23 protein-coding genes are annotated in these 19,115 nt (G+C 46.9%); 10 read left to right on the top strand and 13 right to left on the bottom strand.

Annotation, left to right across the window (positions count from 1 at the left end):
• Positions 1–37 precede the first annotated feature (37 nt).
• Positions 38–733, top strand: coding sequence for a type II secretion system protein N (locus LMJ53_RS10470; protein ID WP_229586009.1), 696 nt, complete (start codon positions 38–40; stop codon positions 731–733).
• On the opposite strand, the gene yrfG is transcribed toward LMJ53_RS10470, so the two are convergent.
• Positions 715–1,401, bottom strand: a complete 687-nt coding sequence (gene yrfG / locus LMJ53_RS10465; protein ID WP_229586008.1) for a GMP/IMP nucleotidase — start codon at positions 1,399–1,401, stop codon at positions 715–717. The genes LMJ53_RS10470 and yrfG overlap by 19 nt on opposite strands.
• A gap of 62 nt (positions 1,402–1,463) precedes the next feature.
• Between yrfG and nudE the strand changes: the two genes are divergently transcribed.
• The 3 genes from nudE (at position 1,464) to pckA (ending at position 4,674) form a co-directional block, all read left to right on the top strand.
• Positions 1,464–2,075: an ADP compounds hydrolase NudE gene (gene nudE, locus LMJ53_RS10460; protein WP_229586007.1), complete on the top strand. Its 612-nt coding sequence runs from the start codon at positions 1,464–1,466 to the stop codon at positions 2,073–2,075.
• Positions 2,029–2,853 carry a 3'(2'),5'-bisphosphate nucleotidase CysQ gene (cysQ, locus tag LMJ53_RS10455; protein WP_229586006.1) on the top strand — a complete coding sequence of 275 codons (825 nt, stop codon included), beginning with the start codon at positions 2,029–2,031 and terminating at the stop codon, positions 2,851–2,853. The genes nudE and cysQ overlap by 47 nt, the downstream gene beginning before the upstream one ends.
• Positions 2,854–3,075: 222 nt before the next feature.
• Positions 3,076–4,674 (top strand): phosphoenolpyruvate carboxykinase (ATP), encoded by a 1,599-nt coding sequence (pckA, locus tag LMJ53_RS10450; RefSeq protein WP_229586005.1) that lies wholly within the window; start codon positions 3,076–3,078, stop codon positions 4,672–4,674.
• 173 nt (positions 4,675–4,847) lie between these two features.
• Here pckA and LMJ53_RS10445 read toward each other — a convergent pair whose 3' ends face one another.
• From LMJ53_RS10445 to LMJ53_RS10435, 3 genes are read right to left on the bottom strand one after another with little or no spacing between them, the layout of a single operon-like run.
• Positions 4,848–5,051 carry a DUF4177 domain-containing protein gene (locus LMJ53_RS10445; RefSeq protein WP_229586004.1) on the bottom strand — a complete coding sequence of 68 codons (204 nt, stop codon included), beginning with the start codon at positions 5,049–5,051 and terminating at the stop codon, positions 4,848–4,850.
• 39 nt (positions 5,052–5,090) lie between these two features.
• A complete protein-coding gene (locus LMJ53_RS10440; protein WP_229586003.1) occupies positions 5,091–5,333 on the bottom strand; it encodes a YheU family protein in 243 nt (80 codons plus the stop codon).
• Positions 5,330–6,334 (bottom strand): hydrolase, encoded by a 1,005-nt coding sequence (locus LMJ53_RS10435; RefSeq protein ID WP_229586002.1) that lies wholly within the window; start codon positions 6,332–6,334, stop codon positions 5,330–5,332. Before LMJ53_RS10435 ends, LMJ53_RS10440 begins: the two co-directional genes overlap by 4 nt.
• A 53-nt stretch (positions 6,335–6,387) precedes the next feature.
• Here LMJ53_RS10435 and LMJ53_RS10430 point away from each other — a divergent pair, with 53 nt between their 5' ends.
• The 3 genes from LMJ53_RS10430 (at position 6,388) to LMJ53_RS10420 (ending at position 9,865) form a co-directional block, all read left to right on the top strand.
• Positions 6,388–6,885 (top strand): hypothetical protein, encoded by a 498-nt coding sequence (locus LMJ53_RS10430; RefSeq protein ID WP_229586001.1) that lies wholly within the window; start codon positions 6,388–6,390, stop codon positions 6,883–6,885.
• Positions 6,885–8,435 carry a GMC family oxidoreductase gene (locus LMJ53_RS10425; protein WP_229586000.1) on the top strand — a complete coding sequence of 517 codons (1,551 nt, stop codon included), beginning with the start codon at positions 6,885–6,887 and terminating at the stop codon, positions 8,433–8,435. The genes LMJ53_RS10430 and LMJ53_RS10425 overlap by 1 nt, the downstream gene beginning before the upstream one ends.
• A 119-nt stretch (positions 8,436–8,554) precedes the next feature.
• Entirely contained in the window at positions 8,555–9,865 is a 1,311-nt protein-coding gene (locus LMJ53_RS10420) for a diguanylate cyclase domain-containing protein (RefSeq protein ID WP_229585999.1), read from the top strand.
• Here the strand turns inward: LMJ53_RS10420 and LMJ53_RS10415 are convergent.
• From LMJ53_RS10415 to LMJ53_RS10400, 4 genes are all read right to left on the bottom strand, one after another.
• Complete coding sequence (locus tag LMJ53_RS10415; protein WP_229585998.1) at positions 9,862–10,659, bottom strand: CLCA_X family protein; 798 nt, start codon at positions 10,657–10,659, stop codon at positions 9,862–9,864. The two genes, LMJ53_RS10420 and LMJ53_RS10415, sit on opposite strands and share 4 nt — an antisense overlap.
• 91 nt (positions 10,660–10,750) lie before the next feature.
• Complete coding sequence (locus tag LMJ53_RS10410) at positions 10,751–11,311, bottom strand: CBS domain-containing protein (RefSeq protein ID WP_229585997.1); 561 nt, start codon at positions 11,309–11,311, stop codon at positions 10,751–10,753.
• A gap of 68 nt (positions 11,312–11,379) precedes the next feature.
• On the bottom strand, positions 11,380–11,607 hold the full coding sequence (locus tag LMJ53_RS10405; RefSeq protein ID WP_229585996.1) for a hypothetical protein: 228 nt from the start codon (positions 11,605–11,607) through the stop codon (positions 11,380–11,382).
• 226 nt (positions 11,608–11,833) lie between these two features.
• Positions 11,834–13,453, bottom strand: a complete 1,620-nt coding sequence (locus tag LMJ53_RS10400; protein ID WP_229585995.1) for an NAD(P)/FAD-dependent oxidoreductase — start codon at positions 13,451–13,453, stop codon at positions 11,834–11,836.
• Between the two features lie 179 nt (positions 13,454–13,632).
• On the opposite strand from LMJ53_RS10400, the gene fdxA reads away from it, so the two are divergent.
• Positions 13,633–13,956, top strand: coding sequence for a ferredoxin FdxA (gene fdxA / locus LMJ53_RS10395; RefSeq protein WP_229585994.1), 324 nt, complete (start codon positions 13,633–13,635; stop codon positions 13,954–13,956).
• Between the two features lie 12 nt (positions 13,957–13,968).
• Here the strand turns inward: fdxA and LMJ53_RS10390 are convergent, their stop codons facing one another.
• The 3 genes from LMJ53_RS10390 to LMJ53_RS10380 form a co-directional block, all read right to left on the bottom strand.
• Positions 13,969–14,100: a DUF3149 domain-containing protein gene (locus LMJ53_RS10390; protein ID WP_229585993.1), complete on the bottom strand. Its 132-nt coding sequence runs from the start codon at positions 14,098–14,100 to the stop codon at positions 13,969–13,971.
• Positions 14,101–14,175: 75 nt separating this feature from the next.
• A complete protein-coding gene (locus LMJ53_RS10385; RefSeq protein WP_229585992.1) occupies positions 14,176–14,691 on the bottom strand; it encodes a DUF2390 domain-containing protein in 516 nt (171 codons plus the stop codon).
• A complete protein-coding gene (locus LMJ53_RS10380) occupies positions 14,681–16,597 on the bottom strand; it encodes an ATP-binding cassette domain-containing protein (protein ID WP_229585991.1) in 1,917 nt (638 codons plus the stop codon). The genes LMJ53_RS10385 and LMJ53_RS10380 overlap by 11 nt, the downstream gene beginning before the upstream one ends.
• 113 nt (positions 16,598–16,710) lie before the next feature.
• Here LMJ53_RS10380 and LMJ53_RS10375 point away from each other — a divergent pair, with 113 nt between their 5' ends.
• Positions 16,711–16,917 (top strand): YheV family putative zinc ribbon protein, encoded by a 207-nt coding sequence (locus tag LMJ53_RS10375; RefSeq protein WP_229585990.1) that lies wholly within the window; start codon positions 16,711–16,713, stop codon positions 16,915–16,917.
• Between the two features lie 16 nt (positions 16,918–16,933).
• Here the strand turns inward: LMJ53_RS10375 and LMJ53_RS10370 are convergent, their stop codons facing one another.
• Positions 16,934–17,161, bottom strand: coding sequence for a SlyX family protein (locus LMJ53_RS10370; protein WP_226751290.1), 228 nt, complete (start codon positions 17,159–17,161; stop codon positions 16,934–16,936).
• Positions 17,154–18,125: a WD40 repeat domain-containing protein gene (locus LMJ53_RS10365; protein ID WP_229585989.1), complete on the bottom strand. Its 972-nt coding sequence runs from the start codon at positions 18,123–18,125 to the stop codon at positions 17,154–17,156. Before LMJ53_RS10365 ends, LMJ53_RS10370 begins: the two co-directional genes overlap by 8 nt.
• A 197-nt stretch (positions 18,126–18,322) precedes the next feature.
• On the opposite strand from LMJ53_RS10365, the gene LMJ53_RS10360 reads away from it, so the two are divergent.
• The gene (locus tag LMJ53_RS10360) at positions 18,323–18,961 is read left to right on the top strand and encodes an FKBP-type peptidyl-prolyl cis-trans isomerase (protein ID WP_226751443.1); all 639 of its coding nucleotides are present in this window, start codon (positions 18,323–18,325) and stop codon (positions 18,959–18,961) included.
• Positions 18,962–19,115: the final 154 nt, after the last annotated feature.

Here is a 19,115-nt window from a genome sequence, read left to right as displayed (position 1 = left end):
GTATGTTTTAGTTTGTTTGCTGGCTTATAGTGTTTTTATGTTCGTTCTGACGCCAGCCAGTTGGTGGCTTCGCTTAGCGCCCTTACCGGCTACTGTGCAGTTAGGCACGGTTACTGGCACATTATGGCGCGGCGAAGTACAAGGTATCGCTTATCAAAACCTCGTGTTACCGACATTAGAATGGCAACTCGCGCCATGGTCATTATTGACGCTGCGAGCCAAAGTTAGGTTTCAAGCCGGCAGTGTGCAGCAAGAGCAGCAGCCTTACATGCAAGGCACTTTAATTGCAGGTTTTAGCGGGATGCAACTGCAGCAATCCTTATTAAAAATGCCTGTGGCATCCGTGGTGCCGATGTTGCAATTACCGCTACCCGTGCAAGCTACGGGGAATTTGCTGTTGCAAATAGACCAACTTAATTTAAGACAAGGTGCGTGTCAGCAATTGCAGGGCCAGGCGTCATGGCTTGATGCCAAGCTACAACCGCCAACAGGGCAATGGCTAGATTTACAGCAATTACATGCCGATCTCAGTTGTGAGCAGGATCTGCCGGTGCTGGTAACCGATGCCAATAACGTGCTGTCCTTAGATATTCGCGCGAGTATCAAGCCAAATGGTCGTTTGACGGTACAGGGCAGCCTAAAACCGGCGGCCGACTTACCCGAAGAGGTGCATCAAGCGATGCGCTTTGTCGGGCAGCCGGATGCGAATGGCCGTTATTCATTAAACTTTTGATGGCGGCTCTCATAAATAGCCGGTAGCAGTTGGTGGTAATCGGTAACCGCAGCATAGTCACTGAAGCTATTATGCGGTTTTTGACTGTCTGGGTTAGCCACCGCCAATAGATGCTTAATACCAAACTGTTCTGCGGCTTGTAAAATGGCTAAGCTGTCATCAACGAATAAGGTTCGATTAACATCAAAACCTAACCGATGTTGCAGTTTTTGCCAGAGCAGTTGGCTTTCTTTCGTTACGCTAAACTCATGCGTCGAGATTAACTCTTCAATATAGTTAGCAAGATCAGTGCGTTCGAGCTTTAAAGACAAGCTGTCAGGATGCGCATTAGTCACCAGCACAATATGTCGCCCGGTGGCTTTTAGGGCAGTGAGAAAAGCCGGCACATCTGCGCGCATTTGGATTTTATGGATAATTTCACGCTTTAATTCGGTGATCGGTAATTGCAGTCTTTTGCCCCAGTAATCCAGGCAATACCATTCTAGTTTACCTTGCAAACGTTGGTATTCTTCTGCCAATTCAGCCGCCGCTTGCTGAGGGCTGATACCGCTAATTTCAGCCCAGCGCAGGGGTAAATGCTGTTGCCAAAAGTAATTATCAAAGTGCAAATCGAGCAGGGTGCCATCCATATCGAGCAAGACGGTGTCGATTTCTGACCATTGCAGCATAGGTTTTTCCTATTAATCGTTTTATAGTAGTGTTTGATGTTAAGTTTACCAGAGAGCCCAGTATGACGCAGCGTAACAGCGACAAACAAAAACCAGAAATTCTTGCGCAGGAAATTGTCGCTCAAAGTCGATTGTTTAAAATTGAGCAATTAGAGTTACGGTTTAGCAATGGGGTAGAGCGCACTTACGAAAGAATGCGTGGCAGTAATCGTGGTGCAGTAATGATTATTGCTTGCCCTGATCCCGATAATTTTTATCTGGTACGTGAATACTCGGCAGGCACCCATGATTATCAACTTGGCTTCCCTAAAGGCTTGATTGATCCTGGTGAAGACGTGGTGACAGCGGCTAATCGTGAACTCAAAGAAGAGATTGGTTTTGGCGCGAAGCGCTTCGTGCAATTAAAATCTCTGGCTTTAGCCCCAGGCTATTTTAATGCTACAATGCATATAGTATTAGCCTTCGATTTATACGTGGAGCGTCTGGCTGGCGATGAGCCAGAGCCACTGGAGCTAGTGAGCTGGTCACGTCAGCAAACGGATTTATTGCTGCAACAGGCCGATTTTACCGAAGCACGCAGCGTAGCTGCCTTGTTGCTGGCACAACAGTATTTGGAAGCGAATCCGGATGTTTTTAAGCAAACTGCTGGAACCTGTAAAAACGACAGCCCGTGAAGCGGGTGCCATTTTGTGGGAAATGTACCAAACTGGTAATTTTACCGAACAACAAAAAAGTGACAGCAGTCCGGTCACCACCGCTGATCTGGCGGCTAATGCCCATATCATTGCACAATTATCGGCCTTAACGCCCGATATCCCGATCATCTCAGAAGAAACACATCTGGTTCCTTTAGCGCAGCGTTCAGATTGGCCACGTTATTGGTTAATTGATCCTATGGACGGTACGCAAGAATTTGTGGCCCGTAGTGGCGATTTTGCCGTGAGCATCGCTTTAGTGGAACATGGCTGGCCAGCGCTAGGGGTGATTTACTGGCCAAAAGAAGACGTTATTTATTACGCAACGCGCGGCAATGGTGCTTTTAAGCAGCAGGCAAACTTAATTAAACGCATCGCTGTACATCAACATCAAGCCGGTGAACAGCTGCGTATTGCGGTAAGTCGTCGCCAACCACGACAACCGATCATGGATTTGCTCAGTGTGACACAACAGGTCGAGTATATCCCGCTGGGTAGCTGCTCTTTAAAAAGCTGTTTGGTTGCTGAAGGTAAAGCCGATTGTTATTTACGGCTAGGTCCAACCGGTGAATGGGATACGGGCGCGGTGCATGTCATCGTTGAAGAGGCCGGTGGTAAAATCCTCGACAGTCAATTTGCCCCGCTGAGTTACAATCAGCGTGAAACCCTAGCCAATCCAGATTTTATGGTGATAGGTCAAGCTGCGGCTCCTTGGTCAGACTTAATTCGCGCAAAGAGCACTACGCGGATCCTGTAATTAAATTACCAAATTCTGTAAGTAAGCAACAGGCTGCAGCCCTTGCTGTTATTGGCTTACAGCCCGATTGCTTGTCAATAATCGCTATCTTTTATGTTTGAAAAACGCTATGCTTATCAGGTGTTTTTTGAACAAATTTCAGCCGTTTGTTCAAAACGCAACAAAATTTAAATAGTCCGCTAGAGACGCACCTTTACCTACAGTACCCTAGGAGTCAACAACATGTCCGATCTGGATCTGGGCCAATACGGCATCACGGATGTCGCGGAAGTCATTTACAACCCTTCATATGATTTACTATTCGCGGAAGAAACACGTAGTGATTTAACTGGGTATGAAAAAGGTAAACTCACAGAGTCAGGCGCCGTATCGGTTGATACGGGTATTTTTACCGGTCGTTCTCCTAAAGATAAATACATCGTTCGAGATGACACTACACGCGATACGGTTTGGTGGTCTGATCAAGGTAAAAATGACAACAAGCCTATTAGCACTGAAGTATGGACCGACTTAAAAGCGCTGGTCACCAAGCAATTATCAGGTAAGCGTTTATTTGTTGTTGATACCTACTGTGGTGCGAATGCCGATACTCGCTTAGCCGTTCGTTTTATCACTGAAGTGGCGTGGCAAGCGCATTTCGTTAAAAACATGTTTATTCGCCCAACAGACGCTGAGTTAGCGACCTACAAGCCTGATTTTATTGTGATGAATGGCGCGAAATGTACTAATCCTGATTGGCAGAAGCATGGCTTAAATTCAGAAAACTTTGTGGCTTTTAACCTAACTGAGCGTATTCAGTTAATTGGTGGCACATGGTACGGCGGCGAAATGAAAAAAGGTATGTTCTCTATGATGAACTACTTTTTACCGCTGCAAGGTATCGCTTCGATGCACTGTTCGGCCAACGTAGGTGCGGCAGGCGATGTTGCTGTCTTCTTCGGGTTATCAGGCACGGGTAAAACAACGTTATCAACTGATCCAAAACGTCAATTAATTGGTGACGATGAACACGGTTGGGATGACGCTGGTGTATTTAACTTTGAAGGCGGCTGTTACGCCAAAACGATCAACCTATCGAAAGAGAATGAACCTGATATCTTCAATGCTATCCGTCGTGATGCCTTGTTAGAGAACGTCACGGTCGCAGCTGACGGTAAGATTGATTACAACGATGGTTCTAAAACCGAAAACACGCGTGTCTCTTATCCGATTTATCATATCGATAATATCGTGACACCTGTATCCAAAGCGGGTCATGCGAAAAAAGTCATTTTCTTAACGGCGGATGCCTTTGGCGTGTTACCACCGGTATCAAAATTAACCAAAGAACAAGCGAAGTACCACTTCTTGTCTGGTTTTACGGCGAAACTGGCAGGCACCGAGCGTGGCATTACTGAGCCAACGCCAACCTTCTCTAGCTGTTTTGGTGCGGCTTTTTTAAGCCTGCACCCAACGCAATATGCGGAAGTATTAGGTAAGCGGATGGCAGCAGCAGGCGCTGAAGCTTATTTAGTGAATACCGGTTGGAATGGTTCTGGCAAGCGCATTTCGATTAAAGCGACGCGAGCTATTATCGACGCTATTCTAGATGGCAGTATCGAGAACGCAGAGTTTGTGCAATTGCCTTACTTTAATTTAGCCATGCCAAAACATCTGCACGATGTTGAAGATGGTATTTTGGATCCGCGTATGACGTATGCCAATGCGGCTGATTGGGAAGTGAAAGCTCAAGATCTGGCCAGCCGTTTTGTTAAGAACTTTGAAAAGTTTACTGACAATGCCGAAGGTAAAGCCTTAGTTGCTGCTGGCCCTCAGCTGTAATTACTGCGCGTTATTAAAAAAGCCAACCTCGTAAGGTTGGCTTTTTGCTTTTTAAGCCGCAGGTTCTGGTTTGTATTGCGCAAGTCCTCGCGGCTTTCTTTGTCTCGTTAATGACATTGATGCAAAGTTGGCGCTATGTCTCCGTTGTTGCCAGTGGGAATGGCAGAAGACGATTATGACTTCGCACGCTTTGCAATACCGTGAAAATGCGTTGGGCCGCCAGGCATCGTGGGGTCCATTTGAAAGTCGATATCGATAATCTCCCAACCTTCTTCCCCTAATGCATTTAAGTAAGCTTCAGCTTGCTCTACCGTTCGCCCTCTAAGAAAGCCAGTTTTTCCAGCGTTGGCAGAATCAATAATTTTATATTCCCACATAATCGTTTATCGCTCCTTTATTGCGGTATGGGCTAGGTTCTACATTGAGCCTTCAGCGGCTTGTTGTTGCATAAAATGCTGTTTAGACATCAGGTTGACTGTTTCGTCTAACTCAGAATAGACAATCAAAACCTCACCTGCTTTTAGTTGCCGCCGGATAGCTTGCACCTTGGCCGCTAAGGACACTTCTTGCTCACCGTAATCGGTGCCTTCGCGCAGCACAAAGCTTTCAATTAAGTTATCTAACGTGGTGGGGTCGATATCGGTATAAGAAATAATCATAGGTTAAGTTGCTGCTTAATGAAGGCGGGGATCCGCTGGTTAAGCCAGAATACCGGTTTAAAGGGGCTGCCACCCGTCACAAAGCCAACATGTCCACCATGTTGGCTCAGTTCGTAGTGTACACTGGCGCTTAAGTCTGTTGGTTTAGGGATCACGGCATCACTTAAAAAAGGATCGTCATGGGCATGGATCACCAAGGTGGGAATTTGAATATGCCGCAAGAACGCTTTGCCGCTGGCTTTTTGATAATAATCTTGTGCATCACGAAAACCATGTATTGGTGCAGTATAATGCTGATCAAACTGTTCAATACTGCTAAAACTGCGAATTTGCTCAAGGGTTAGCGGTAAGGGAAAGTTAGCATGTGACGCCAGTTTCTGCTCGGTACTGGCTTTTAAACGGCTTAATAAATAGCGTTGGTACACCTTGCTGCTGCCGCTATTGATGCGTTTGGCACTGGCAGATAGCGCTAAGGGCGGGCAAACGGCCACCGCAGCTTTAAGTAGATTCGCCCCGCCTTGCTCACCACAATATTTGACTAACACATTGGCGCCGAGCGAAAAGCCGACAGCGCTGATCGGCATTAGCGGAAAGCGTTGCTGTATTTGCGTGATGACTTCGGCAAAGTCACCGGTATCACCACTATGATAAGCGCGTGGTAATTTATTTGGTTGGCCATGGCAGCCACGAAAATGCATTAACACGGCAGGCCAATTGCGCTGTTTTAGTTCTGTGAGTAACCCTTGAATATAATGGCTATCGATATTGCCCGCTAAACCGTGTAAGAGCACCACTAAAGGCCGCGTATCCGTCGCCTTGGGTAATTCTGTCCAATTTAATTGCAGTTCATCGCCATCGCTGAGGGTAAATAATTCTGCTTGGCTACTGAGCCGAGCTTTTGGGCTTAAGTACTTTGCGAAAATGGTTTGCAGGTGAGCATGCTTTAGCCACCACGGTGCTTTAAAGCTGCTGGTATAAACTGGTCTGATCTGAGCTTGCAAAAGGCGGTATCCTAGTAAACAATGAATCATTAATGATATTTAGGTGCAGCACTATGCAACGAAGACAATTTATTTTATCCGGTATCGCTGTTGCTGCTGCATCAAGCCTAGGGATTGGCGTTTGGGGTTGGCAGCACAGCTTTACCCCAAACCACGCTAACCGAGATCTTGTGCTATCAGCGTTATTACCGGCTTTATTATTGGGAGCCTTACCCACAGCTGCGACTTTAGCAGAAGCGGAGCTGATACGCACTAAAACGGCCATTGCCGATTTCATCCCTTTCTTGCCGTTACGTCAGCAACAAGAATTACATCAGTTGTTTAATCTGCTTGCCCAGCGCCTAACTCAACTGGGTTTAACCGGGCATCTTAGCCGTTTAACGAGTTTATCTTTGCCACAACGTTTGAGCCTGTTAGCGGCTTGGCGTGATAGTTACTTGCAATTGTTACAGCAAGCTTATCATGGGCTAAGAGAGCTGTTGTACGGCGCTTACTATGGTCAACCCGAGCATTGGGTCGCGCTGCCATATCAAGCCCCGAGATTTCGCTAATGACAGTGAAACATATTGATGCCAGTACTTTAACGCACGATCAGCATTATAGTGCAGATGTGGTGATTATCGGCTCCGGTGCAGGCGGCGGCATTGCCGCCGAGCAACTTACCGCAGCCGGTTTTCAGGTGTTGTTAGTGGAGGAAGGCGCATGGTATCAGCGTGAAGATTTTGTCATGGAAGAGCGCTGGGCTTATCCGCAGCTTTATCAAGAAGGTGCGGCTCGTAAAACGCGTGACCAAGCGATCAGTATTTTACAAGGTCGTACGGTGGGGGGGTCAACCACAGTCAATTGGACATCGTCATTTCGTACGCCAGCGGCCACCCTAGATTACTGGCAACAGCAATTTGGTTTAGCGTTTCAAGCGGAGCAAAGTCTGATCCCTTATTTTGCTTTAGCGGAACAGCGTTTAAATATGCAGCCTTGGTCGCTGGCACCTAATGCGAACAACCAGCAGTTGCAGCGAGGTTGCACGGCATTAGGTTGGCACTCTGGTGTCATTAGTCGTAATGTGAATGGTTGCGCGAATCTTGGCTATTGTGGTTTTGGTTGCCCGATAAACGCCAAACAATCGATGTTGGTTAGCACTATTCCTGCAGCGCTGGCGCAAGGGGCAACATTACTCTCTCGTTTGTCGGTAAGGCAATTAAACTGGCAAGGAAACACAATACACAGTCTCAGTGCATTGCCTGTTAATGCTTATTTTCAGCCGCAAAAAGGCATTAACGTCACGATCAGTGCCAAGCATTATATTGTTGCGGCGGGGGCCATAGGTTCTCCGGCGTTGTTACTTCGCTCGAAGGTACCCGATCCTTCCAAACGGTTGGGTAAGCATACTTATTTACATCCGAGTGTCATTTCGGGTGCCATATTTGACGAGCGTATTGCCGGTCATCAAGGCGCGCCGCAATCTATTTATTCTGATCAGTTTGTTTGGCCACAAGATAAAGAACACATCGGTTATAAACTGGAAGTGCCCCCCGTACATCCGGTTTTAATGGCGACGAAGTTAACGGGCTTCGCCGAGCAGCATGCGCAATTAATGCAGCAATTTGACCATCTTCAAGTCACCATTGCGTTGTTACGCGACGGCTTTCACCCAGATAGCCAAGGGGGGCATGTCCAATTAGATCAATTTGAGCAGCCATTGCTGGATTACCCGATCAGTGATTACCTATGGCAAGGGATGCGCAAAGCGTTGTTATCGATGGCCGAGTTACAATTCGCCGCCGGTGCCAAACAGGTTTTGCCGATCCACCATGACGCGCAAGCTTATCGTAGCTGGTCAGAGGCGCGGCAAGCTATTCACAATTTAGCGTTAAAACCACTGAAACAAACCGTGGTATCCGCCCATGTGATGGGAGGATGTAATATGAGCGCAAAAGAGCAGGATGGGGTAGTTGATAGTTTTGGCCGACATTTTCAACTGGAAAACCTGTCGATATTTGATGGCTCTATCTTACCAAGCAGTTTGGGGGTTAATCCGCAGCTGACTATTTACGCGTTGGTTTGGCGTAATTGTCAGCAGTTAATTCAGCAGTTAACCTAGCTTGAATTTTTAAGGGGATAGGGCTTAACTATATTTAGGTTTGGCATCGACTTTAATCTTAAGATTAAACCGAATTGTGTTAGGCTAATTACCGATTATAGATTGTTATATGAGCTGTTATGACTTCTCCTCTGTACACTGCGTTAAGTCACTACATTGATTTATTACTCGATGCGGTTTGTGCTGTTGATCAGCATGGATGTTTTGAGTTTTTAAGTCAGGGCGCCGAGCGTATTTTTGGTTATAAGCCAGAGGAAATGCTTGGGCAGTCAATGTTCAACTTTATTCATCCTGATGATCGGCAAAAAACCCTAGACGCAGCGCAAGCTATTAACCAAGGCCAAGTCGTTATCGACTTTGAAAACCGTTATATTCGTAAAGATGGTCAAGTGGTCTATCTGTTATGGTCGGCGCGTTGGTCTAATGACAAACAACAGCGAGTGGCTGTAGCGCGTGATATCACCCAATTAAAGCAGACTGAAGCACGGCAAGCGGCAATGTATGCTATTTCAGAAGCCGCTTTTACGGCCGATGATCTGTTTGCCCTCTATCAACAGTTGCAACACATTATTGCCAGTCTGATGCCTTTACGCAGTATTGTTATTGCCCGAGGTGCCAACGCCGCTGAATTGTACCTACCCTACATAAATTTAGAGCAAACAAACGCAGCAGAGCAGGCAGGTGCTGAACAATTTTGTTGTGGCGTGCTGCAACAACCCACTGCACCGCATCAGCAATTAGTACCCGATCAGCAGGGTTGGTTAGGGGTGCCGTTAAAAGCGTCGGCTAAAACATTGGGTGTGTTAGCGGTACAACTGCCAACAGAGCCTGGGGCCACCGGTTTTGCCGATAGTGAACTGATTGAGTTTATTGGTCAGCATATTGCTATCGCCATCGAGCGAAAAGAATTATTGTCGCGTTTACATTACAGTGCTTTATACGATGAGCTAACCCAGCTCCCCAAACGAGAACTGTTTAAAGATCGCTGCCAACAAGCTTTAGCGGCATTGCCTCGACATAATGGCTGTTTAGCCTTGTTTTATCTCGACTTAGACAATTTCAAACCCATCAATGATCAGTTAGGTCATGCGGCGGGTGATAGCGTGTTGCAGGAAGTGGCAAAACGCATTCAACGCTGTATTCGGCATAGCGATACGGTGGCGCGTTTTGGTGGCGATGAATTTGTTATCTTGTTATCAAAGTTAGATGAGTACAACGTGGTGTTCGCTATTGCTGAGCAAATACGGCTTGCTTTAGCGAAACCTATCTTGTTTAAACAGCATGCGATTCATGTCACCAGCAGTATTGGGGTGGCTTTGTATCCTAGCGGCGGCGCCAATACCGAACAGCTGATGGCCACAGCAGACCAAGCGATGTATCAAGCAAAGCGGCAGGGTGGCAATCGCTGGTTAGAAGCTAAGCCCAATTAAGCATGGCTGGCTAGCATTAAGCTGGCGCCAAGTTGTTTAAAGTAACTGAGCCAGTAATGGCTTAATGCTGCGGTTAAAGTGGTATCTGGATAAATACCAAGCTTCGCTGCAGCACTTTTCTGTGTACCAGACACCAAAAAACTGTTCTTAAGTGGCTGGCTTTGCAGCACTGTTTCAAAAGCACGAGCGGCCATTTCTTCTGGCAAAGCCAAATAAGCACGTTGCCGGGCCTGATCCAATTGATGGCAATGTTGAAAAAACGCGCTAGGGTTTTGTTTATCTGGGCTGAGGTACAGTAGCTGAAAGGCCTCTTCAAGCAACAGGGTTAATGGATGCACTTTTAAGGGGAGGTTATCTAGCCACATGCGACTGGCAAAGCGGCCTGTTGGCGCGGCCACGCTAAAGCTTTTTGCCGCGACGAAATGATCAAAAGCATGAAACCACTCATGGGCTAAACTGCCACCACCGGCATTTTTAGCCAGTGCCAAGATACGGCCTTGTGGTTGATAAAAAGCGGCCACACCGGGTTGGCCGCCAATGCCAAACGTCAGTGCCAAACTTCCTTTTAATGAAATGACTTCTGCAGGTACCTGCAGCATTTGCTGTAAATCACAAAAGGCATCAAAGAATAAGTTGGCGGCGAGTTGTTGCTCTGCCGCGGTAACCCAGCGGCCGATATGGATACTGTTAAAACCAAATATGGCTACGAGATCGGCAAAGCTAACATCAGCGCCACTGCGATGCGGTGGGCCGTTACGATAATATTGGCGTTGAATTCGGGGAGATACTGGCATGTCGTTAGTTTAACGACTGCCAACACCGTGTTGCAATAAAAAAGCGGGCCACCTTGCTCGGAGAAACACAGCAGCCCGCATACCTGAAAGGTTAAGCGTATAAACTATCGAAAATACTTAAAAAGGTCGGTTGTTGGCGGATGGCCACTGGCATTTTTAAGCGGCGTGCTAAATCTTGAGCATGGATCAAACCACGAATATGATGTTGGTCACGGTCAACCACCACGCAATATTGTTCCCCGCTAGATTGCAGCGTATTGATAATGTCGGCAATGGTGCAGTTTTGCAGCTGTTGATACGCTAAAGCTTTGATGCGATCACGTGGCCGCATTAAATCACGAATTTTTAACTCACGCCGATCCGCACCTAAAATCACCTGACGCATAATGGCTTGTTCAGATAACTGTTCAATGTGGATCAAGCCAGTTAGCTCATTACGATCATCCACCACCAGTTTTAATGGGCTGCGTTCTTGTTGCATCATCAGCAGTGCATCAGCTGCTGTGGTATCACCGGCAATAATGGTCGGCTCGCTGTGTTTAAAGTCCGTAAATACACTGGTGGCAGGTGATTGCAGCGTCGCTTGGGCGAAGTCGGCTGGTTGCATTAAATGATCGACGTTTTCTAAATTAAATAAGGCTAATTTTTTCATGATAAATACTCACACATAGAGGCACGCAGAGGCCGCGCCGAATTAATAACAGAATTAAACGATTAAAATCAGATGTGGAGTAAAGCGGGGGGAGCGCGAGCGGTATCTGGGCTGCTCGTGAATGCTAACCAAGGCGCAGCATAACCAGAAACGACAACTGGCAAATTAATAATGCTGAGTACTTGCGCAATAGTGCTGGCAACTTCCGCCTCATCCGGTTCTGGCTCGGCGTTGGTGACCGCATAATTATAGGTTGGAGTTTGTTGTGTTAGTGCTTGAAACTGACTGTCAGCCAATGGTGATAATCTTTGGTCATGCGCATGACCTGCTTCTGTTGTTAACAACAGACTCAGATAAAAAAGCGCAATGAACAAATTTAGCAAAGGCATACAAACTTCAGTGACTAAATGACGTATTGAATATCATAATGGCTACTCTCTGGCAAAAGCACAAGCGTTGTTGTAAAAAATAACGTCAGTTTGAAATATTGCTGCGCTGAACCGAGTGCTCAGCGCAGCGATCTTATGCCTGATGTGTAGCGAGTAAATCTAGTGCTAAAGCTTCTGCTACTTTGATGCCATCTATCGCTGCGGATAAAATACCCCCCGCATAGCCTGCGCCTTCACCTGCTGGAAACAAACCTTTGATATTGACGCTTTGAAAATCGGCGCCGCGTTTAATACAGATGGGCGAGGAGGTGCGAGTTTCTACTGCGGTCAGTAAACCATCCGCCTTGGCAAAGCCACGAATTTGCTGCTCAAAAGCGGGGATCGCTTCACGAATGGCAGCGGTGGCATAGTCGGGCAGTAAGCCCGCTAAATCGGTTAGTTTTATTCCCGGGGTATAAGACGGTTGTACTTCACCCAATTCAGCAGACGATTGGCCTTTTAAGAAATCGCCAATTAATTGCGCTGGCGCCCGATAATCTTCACCGCCCAGTTTAAATGCGGCTTGTTCTAACTTACGCTGCAAATCGATACCGGCCAATGGATGCCCAGGATAATCTTGCTCGGGATGAATACCGACCACGATAGCACTGTTGGCATTGCGTTCATGCCGCGAGTATTGGCTCATGCCATTGGTCACAACTCCGCCTGTTTCAGACGCCGCAGCGACTACAGTGCCACCAGGACACATACAGAAACTGTAAACGGTACGTCCGTTTTGGCAATGATGTACCAACTTGTAGTCGGCCGCGCCTAAGATAGGGTGGCCTGCGCTAGGGCCCCAACGACAGGAATCAATCATAGATTGTTCATGCTCGATGCGAAAGCCAACCGAAAACGGCTTGGCTTCAACATACACTCCCGCATCATACAGCATTTGAAAGGTGTCACGCGCGCTGTGGCCGATAGCCAATATCAGATGCTGACACGCTAAGTAATCACCGTTATTCAGGGTGACACCCTCTAGTTGCTCATCAGTGATATGCAACTGCTCGACTCGGCTGTTAAAGCGGATCTCGCCACCTAGTGCAATAATGCTCGCACGCATTTTTTCGACCACACCCACCAGTTTGTAGGTACCGATGTGCGGTTTACTCACATACATAATTTCTGCAGGGGCGCCGGCGCTGACAAATTCAGTTAACACTTTACGCCCGTAATGTTTCGGATCTTTGACTTGGCTATACAGTTTACCATCAGAAAAAGTACCGGCTCCGCCTTCACCATATTGCACATTCGACTCAGGGTTAAGCTCTTGACCGCGCCAAAAACCGAAGGTGTCTTTAGTGCGTTCACGTACCGCTTTGCCACGTTCCAAAATAATCGGTTTAAAGTCCATTTGTGCTAATAATAACCCCGCAAATAAACCACAAGGGCCTAAACCCACCACGATGGGGCGTGTGCTAAGTTCAGCCGGAGCCTCTGCCACAAATTTGTATTGAGTATCGGGTGTGGGGCGAACATGCGGGTCTTTGCTAAAGCGCGCCAATAAAGCGGCTTCTTGTGCCACATCAATATCCAGCGTATAGGTCAGTTGGATCGCCATTTTTTTGCGAGCATCAATTCCGCGCTTAAAGACCGTGATGTGTCGCACATCAGCATCAGCCACGCCCAATTTAGTGAGTACGGCAGTACGTAACTCGGCGTTTTCATCCTGATGGTGCAAAGGTATTTTAATTTCGGTTAAACGCAACATAACAATCCTGCTGATAATCGCTGAAAGTCTAAGCAAGGCAAGGTGCCAGCTAAAAAGCGTTATTTTACGTGATCTCGGCTCGGTTGTCCGTATTCGTTTGCGATTGTCTTGCGTTGCTCAGTTGTTTTTCGTGGCTGCTGCAGTATGATCAGCATCTGTTTTAGTAAGAGGGGTGTAACATGGCATTTGTGGTAGGCGAAAACTGTATCAAATGTAAATTTACAGACTGTGTGGCGGTGTGCCCAGTAGATGCTTTTTTTGAAGGGCCGAATTTGTTAGTTATTAGCCCAACCATCTGTATTGATTGTGGTTTGTGTGAGCCAGAATGCCCCGCGAACGCGATTTTCCAAGAAGATAAAGTTCCGACCGAGCAGCGCGACTTTATTGCCCTCAATGCAGCGTTAGCTGAGGTTTGGCCAAATATTCGCACGGTACAAGCGGCACCAGCCGATGCGGATGCCTGGAATGGTGTAGCCGACAAATTACAATATTTGGAAACCTAGGCAACGGGTAAATTATTCTTCAGCAGTTTCAATTTTATAAATAAAATAAACCGCATAAAAAATGCATAAACCAATAACAATGGCTAACCCTGCAAAAGAAATAAAAACCACCGGATCGTTTAGAAACTCATGCCAAATGTTCATCAGAAAACCCTCTTTGCTTGTGACAAACAAAGTGTAGTCTTGGCTATCTAGGCCAGCTGTGATCTGGATCAAGCTTTAAGACAAGCTCGCCACGAACTGTGCGCTGGCTTGACGTAGATCAATTAATTCACGCCTTAATTGCGCTGATGAAGGTACCTGCAATTGCTGCAGGTAATCACTAAGGTTATCGGCATTGTTCTTGGCATGAAAGCGTAGCTGCGCCACTAACAGTTGCTGCTCCAGTTGTTCGGCCACTAATTCGGCTTGCAGCAAGCCTTGTTTCAATTGTTGCTGTTGCGCTGCGCTGAGGCCTAAACAGGCTAATTGGCTACGCTGCTGGCGAAAGCCTTGGGTAATTTGGCTGTTTAATGGGGTTAACGCCTTAAGCGCTGCTGCTAGGCTAAACGGAGCCAGCTGCCAGTGTTGCTGCTCGGCTAAACTTAACGCCAACAGCACATTGATGTTGGCGTGATAGTCATTTTGCCAGCGTAAGCAAAGCGTTTTTAGCTGTGGATAAACGGCCAGGCTAAATTGCCAGAGCAGGGCACTGTCTAGGCTAAGTAACGGCTCGTCTATGGGCTTATTGGCCATTTGCTGCCCAGAAGCTACTGGTTTTTTGCTCCCATTGCTCTTGTGCCATAAACCATTGCTCTTCTACTTGGTCTTGCTCGGCACTGGCGCTGCTTTGTTTGCTAAGTAACGCGGTAAGCTGAGCTTTTTGCTCTGCATCATAAATGGCCGGGTCGGCCAGTTGTTGTTCTATATCGGCAAGTAGGGCGGCAAGTTGTTGCTGGCGTTGTTCTAATTTGTCGATTTGTTGCTTTAATGGCCGCAGTACATTACGAAGCTCAGCTTCTAAGCGTTTTGTGTCTTTGCGCTGCACCGCACTATTGCTGGTGGGTGCGTTATTATCAAGTGCGGCGGCTTGGGTTTGCCGGGCATCTTGTTGCATCCACTGGTAATAGTCTTGCAAATCGCCTTCAAATGGCGCCACTTTGCCATGTGCTACCAAATAAAACTCATCGGTAGTGCTGCTCAGTAAATGCCGATCATGCGACACCACAACAATAGCCCCAGCAAAGTCTTGTAACGCCATAACGATGGCTTCGCGCATTTCTAAGTCTAAGTGGTTGGTGGGTTCATCAAGTAACAATAAGTTAGGTCGTTGATAGACTAACAGTGCCAACACTAAACGGGCTTTTTCGCCGCCAGAAAAGGGCGCACAGGCTTCTAAAGCTTTATCGCCATGAAAACCAAAGCCACCCAGAAAATCGCGGAGCTTTTGTTCGGGTACTAAGGGGTCTAACCGCACCAGATGTTGCAGCGGCGAATCTTGTGGTCTAAGCGTTTCTAGTTGATGCTGCGCAAAGTAGCCTAAGCTAACGCCATTGGCATACCACACTTCACCACTTTTCGGTGTTAGCTCGCCAGAAAGCATCTTAATCAGGGTAGATTTACCCGCACCATTACGACCCAGTAAACCAATACGACTGCCAGGTAATAGCTGAAAATTAATATTACTTAAAATAACCTTGTCACTGTAGCCGGCTTGCACGTTTTCCATTTTCAGTAACGGATTAGGTAAGGCCTTAGGATCGCGAAAACTAAAGTTAAACGGTGAGTCAATATGGGCGGGCGCCAATATGGTCATGCGTTCTAGCGCTTTAATGCGGCTTTGTGCTTGGCGTGCTTTAGTGGCTTGAGCTTTAAAACGGTCAATAAATTGTTGTAAGTGAGCAACTTGGCGTTGCTGCTTTTCAAAATTCGATTGATGCTGCGATAATTGTTCGGCTCGCTGGCGCTCAAACTGGCTGTAATTGCCTTTGTACAAGGTAACGGTTTGTCGCTCAATATGCACAATGTTATCGGTGACAGCATCAAGAAAATCGCGGTCGTGGCTGATCAGTAATAAGGTGCCCGGATAATTAGTGAGGTACTTTTCTAACCAAAGCACGGCATCTAAATCAAGGTGGTTGGTCGGTTCATCCAGCAAAAGCAGATCCGCAGGTTTCATCAGTGCGCGTGCTAAGTTCATCCGCATACGCCAACCACCCGAAAAAGACTTTACGGGGTGTTGTTGGGCATCGCCACTAAAGCCTAAACCCGCTAACAGAATACCGGCTTTCGCTTCCGCTCGATAACCATCAAGCGCTTCAATTTGTTGATGTACTGCCGCTAAATCGCTTTCACTACACTGACTACGCGCTTTGATTAATAGCGGGAAAAGTTGCTCATCACCTTGCAGCACATAGTCTAGGGCGGAACAATCCAGAGCAGGGGTTTCTTGCGCTACGGTGGCGATAACCCAGCCAGCGGGCAGGTTAACGTTACCACTGTCGGCGTGCAGTTTTCCGAGCAATAACGCAAACAGGCTTGATTTACCGCAGCCATTTGCACCGACAATTCCCACCTTTTGTCCTGGAAATACGGTAAGATCGGCCCCACTGAATAACGCATTAATACCGCGGCGTAATTCGACCTGCTGTAACTGGATCATGTTTTTCCTTGTAACAGTGAACTAGGTGGGCAATTTTACGCTATATCCCAGATAAGCCAAGGGCAGTTCGTGAAATTTGCCTTTTACTCTGCCTATAACCCATGAGGATCTAAATGACGCAGCGCAAAAAGAAACGCTTCATCGCTGGCGCAAGTTGCCCACAATGTAAAGCGCAAGACACCATGAGTTTATTTATCGAAAATAATGTTGAGAAGGTGGAATGCGTGGCTTGTGGTCATCAAATGACCCAACCCGAGCAGCAGGTCGCAAAATCAACCCGCAGCAACGAGATGGTCATTGGTGTGTTTAAACCAGAATAATCCACTTGCCAAGCAATTAATAGTGCGGCGGTGGCGGCTCTTCCTCAGGACGTAAGATTTCACTGTCTTGCGGTAATTGCTGTAGTTTCTCTGCCAGAGTTAAAATTTGGCGTTGCAATTGATCAATACGTTTTTGATGCGCTAATAATTCTTCGTGTAAGCAGTTAACCGTATCTTCTTGAAAAGCAATTTTGCTTTCCAGTTCAATCAGATGTAACTGAATATCTATGGGTTCACTACTCATTGGTTATTTTCCATACTTCGGCTAAGCCACTGGAGCTTTCGCTAATTATACGCTGTGCATCAAGAAAAGCGACTGCATGCACTACGGCACTTTCAGGTCGGCTGCCAACGCGTGGAGAAACCCGCCAGCGTTGGATCTCGCGACCGGTTTTGACCTCCCATAACACGAGGTTACGTGTTGGCGCGCCGGTTAATAAAAAACGCCCATCAGCGCTAAATCGAACGGCACTGAATACTTGCTGCCTTGTGAGCATTTGCAATTGGCTGACAAGTTGTCCTGTTTGTATATCCCAAATTTGCGCTAAATGTTGGCTATCGGCAGTAAAGGCGAAACGCCCTTGTGGATCCAAGGCGACTTTAGTTACTCGACTGGGATGCGTGAAACTATATCGAATTTGCGCGGTCTGAGTGTCCCACAGGTAGGCATTGTAATCATTGCTACCCGTTAAGGCATAGCGACCGTTTGGTGACATGGCCACGCTATTGATGCGTTCGGTATGACCGATAAAATCTAAGCGACGGCCACTGCTCAACGTAATGTGTTGCACGGTATTATCGCTTTTGCCAATCAGAAGATGGGCGCCATTGTTCGAAATAGCAATATCGCGAATGCTGTGTTGGTCGGTTTGCCAATACCCAACATTTTTACCATCTGCCGTGCGCCAAAGCGCAAAAGTGTGTTGATCTGCCGTTAATACGTGGCTGTTATCTTCACTTAGTGCCAAATTAAGCACTAAATTGTCACTGGCTTCTTCATGTCGCCATTGATACTTTAAGGCGTTTTGCTGCAGATCCCAAAACGCAATGCCGTCTTGTACGGATGAGACCACCGCATATTTGCCATCTGAAGACAGGGCTGCGGCATAGCTTACGTTGGCAACATGAGGCCATTGCTCCACAGGGGTCGTTTCTACCTTGCTGCAGGCACTGAGTAATAAACTAAGGAAAAGCACAGGATATTTCATCTTAGGTGTTAACCTCATCCAAACAAAGCGTTAGTATAGCGGGGCGAATAGTCCCTTATTAAATCATATTTTAGCAATTGCACTGCTAAACTTTGGAGAAAAGAATGCGCGTTAAAACTAAACTGACTCTGGTTGCTGTAGCGTTGTTAACGCTGAGCGCTTGTAACAAAGAAGAAAAAGCTGAAGTGGCTCCAGTAATGGAAACAGAACAAGCGAAACAAGCTTATAGCTTAGGCGTATCTGCGGGCCGTTATTTACAAAGCACCGTAGATGAATACAGCAAAATTGCTATTCCATTAGACTCTGCGTTAATTTTACGTGGCGTGCAAGATGGTATGGCCGGTAAATCTGAAGTATCGGAAGAAGATATCCAAGCGCTATTAACCGCGTTAGATGAAACGTACCGTGCAGAGCAGGCGAAAATTGCTGAAGCTTCAGCCGCATCAGCGAAAGCCGCAGGTGATGCCTTCTTAGCTGAAAATGCCAAGAAAGAAGGCGTGATGGTAACTGAATCAGGTTTACAGTATGAAGTGATACAAGCTGCTGATGGCGCTAAGCCTGTTGCAACTGACACCGTCAAAGTACACTACACCGGTACTTTAACCGACGGTACAGTTTTTGACAGTTCAGTAGAGCGTGGCGAGCCAATTGAGTTCCCATTGAATCGCGTTATTCCAGGTTGGACTGAAGGCGTGCAGTTAATGAATGTAGGCTCTAAGTTCCGTTTCACTATTCCGTCAGAATTAGCTTACGGCGAACGTGATATGGGCACTATTGCACCACATAGCGTCTTGGTATTCGAAGTAGAATTATTGGATATCGTTAAAGCACAGTAAGTAGCCCAATAGCAGAAAAAAGCGGCTTTAAGCCTAATGCCGGTCAGTTAAGCTGGCCGGCATTTTTCTTTCGGACAGGGTATTTCTGCTTACTCGACTTTAGGCAGCGAGGATAACATCGCTCTCGGCGTCCAGGTAGTAAGAAGTAGGACGC

This window comes from Rheinheimera sp. UJ51, assembly GCF_020819615.1.
Classification (GTDB): Bacteria; Pseudomonadota; Gammaproteobacteria; order Enterobacterales; family Alteromonadaceae; genus Alishewanella; species Alishewanella maricola.
This window is presented reverse-complemented; position numbering and strand designations above follow the sequence as displayed.

Excerpts from the sequence above, each read along its gene's own strand:
- pckA (WP_229586005.1), top strand. The coding sequence starts at position 3,076 with ATGTCCGATCTGGATCTGGGCCAATACGGCATCACGGATGTCGCGGAA.
- LMJ53_RS10415 (WP_229585998.1), bottom strand. The coding sequence starts at position 10,659 with ATGCCAGTATCTCCCCGAATTCAACGCCAATATTATCGTAACGGCCCA.
- LMJ53_RS10365 (WP_229585989.1), bottom strand. The coding sequence starts at position 18,125 with ATGAAATATCCTGTGCTTTTCCTTAGTTTATTACTCAGTGCCTGCAGC.
- nudE (WP_229586007.1), top strand. The coding sequence starts at position 1,464 with ATGACGCAGCGTAACAGCGACAAACAAAAACCAGAAATTCTTGCGCAG.
- cysQ (WP_229586006.1), top strand. The coding sequence starts at position 2,029 with ATGTTTTTAAGCAAACTGCTGGAACCTGTAAAAACGACAGCCCGTGAA.
- LMJ53_RS10390 (WP_229585993.1), bottom strand. The coding sequence starts at position 14,100 with ATGAACATTTGGCATGAGTTTCTAAACGATCCGGTGGTTTTTATTTCT.
- LMJ53_RS10400 (WP_229585995.1), bottom strand. The coding sequence starts at position 13,453 with ATGTTGCGTTTAACCGAAATTAAAATACCTTTGCACCATCAGGATGAA.
- LMJ53_RS10380 (WP_229585991.1), bottom strand. The coding sequence starts at position 16,597 with ATGATCCAGTTACAGCAGGTCGAATTACGCCGCGGTATTAATGCGTTA.
- LMJ53_RS10430 (WP_229586001.1), top strand. The coding sequence starts at position 6,388 with ATGCAACGAAGACAATTTATTTTATCCGGTATCGCTGTTGCTGCTGCA.
- LMJ53_RS10410 (WP_229585997.1), bottom strand. The coding sequence starts at position 11,311 with ATGAAAAAATTAGCCTTATTTAATTTAGAAAACGTCGATCATTTAATG.
- LMJ53_RS10360 (WP_226751443.1), top strand. The coding sequence starts at position 18,323 with ATGGAAACAGAACAAGCGAAACAAGCTTATAGCTTAGGCGTATCTGCG.
- LMJ53_RS10370 (WP_226751290.1), bottom strand. The coding sequence starts at position 17,161 with ATGAGTAGTGAACCCATAGATATTCAGTTACATCTGATTGAACTGGAA.
- yrfG (WP_229586008.1), bottom strand. The coding sequence starts at position 1,401 with ATGCTGCAATGGTCAGAAATCGACACCGTCTTGCTCGATATGGATGGC.
- LMJ53_RS10470 (WP_229586009.1), top strand. The coding sequence starts at position 38 with ATGTTCGTTCTGACGCCAGCCAGTTGGTGGCTTCGCTTAGCGCCCTTA.
- LMJ53_RS10440 (WP_229586003.1), bottom strand. The coding sequence starts at position 5,333 with ATGATTATTTCTTATACCGATATCGACCCCACCACGTTAGATAACTTA.
- LMJ53_RS10420 (WP_229585999.1), top strand. The coding sequence starts at position 8,555 with ATGACTTCTCCTCTGTACACTGCGTTAAGTCACTACATTGATTTATTA.
- LMJ53_RS10425 (WP_229586000.1), top strand. The coding sequence starts at position 6,885 with ATGACAGTGAAACATATTGATGCCAGTACTTTAACGCACGATCAGCAT.
- LMJ53_RS10385 (WP_229585992.1), bottom strand. The coding sequence starts at position 14,691 with ATGGCCAATAAGCCCATAGACGAGCCGTTACTTAGCCTAGACAGTGCC.
- LMJ53_RS10445 (WP_229586004.1), bottom strand. The coding sequence starts at position 5,051 with ATGTGGGAATATAAAATTATTGATTCTGCCAACGCTGGAAAAACTGGC.
- LMJ53_RS10375 (WP_229585990.1), top strand. The coding sequence starts at position 16,711 with ATGACGCAGCGCAAAAAGAAACGCTTCATCGCTGGCGCAAGTTGCCCA.
- fdxA (WP_229585994.1), top strand. The coding sequence starts at position 13,633 with ATGGCATTTGTGGTAGGCGAAAACTGTATCAAATGTAAATTTACAGAC.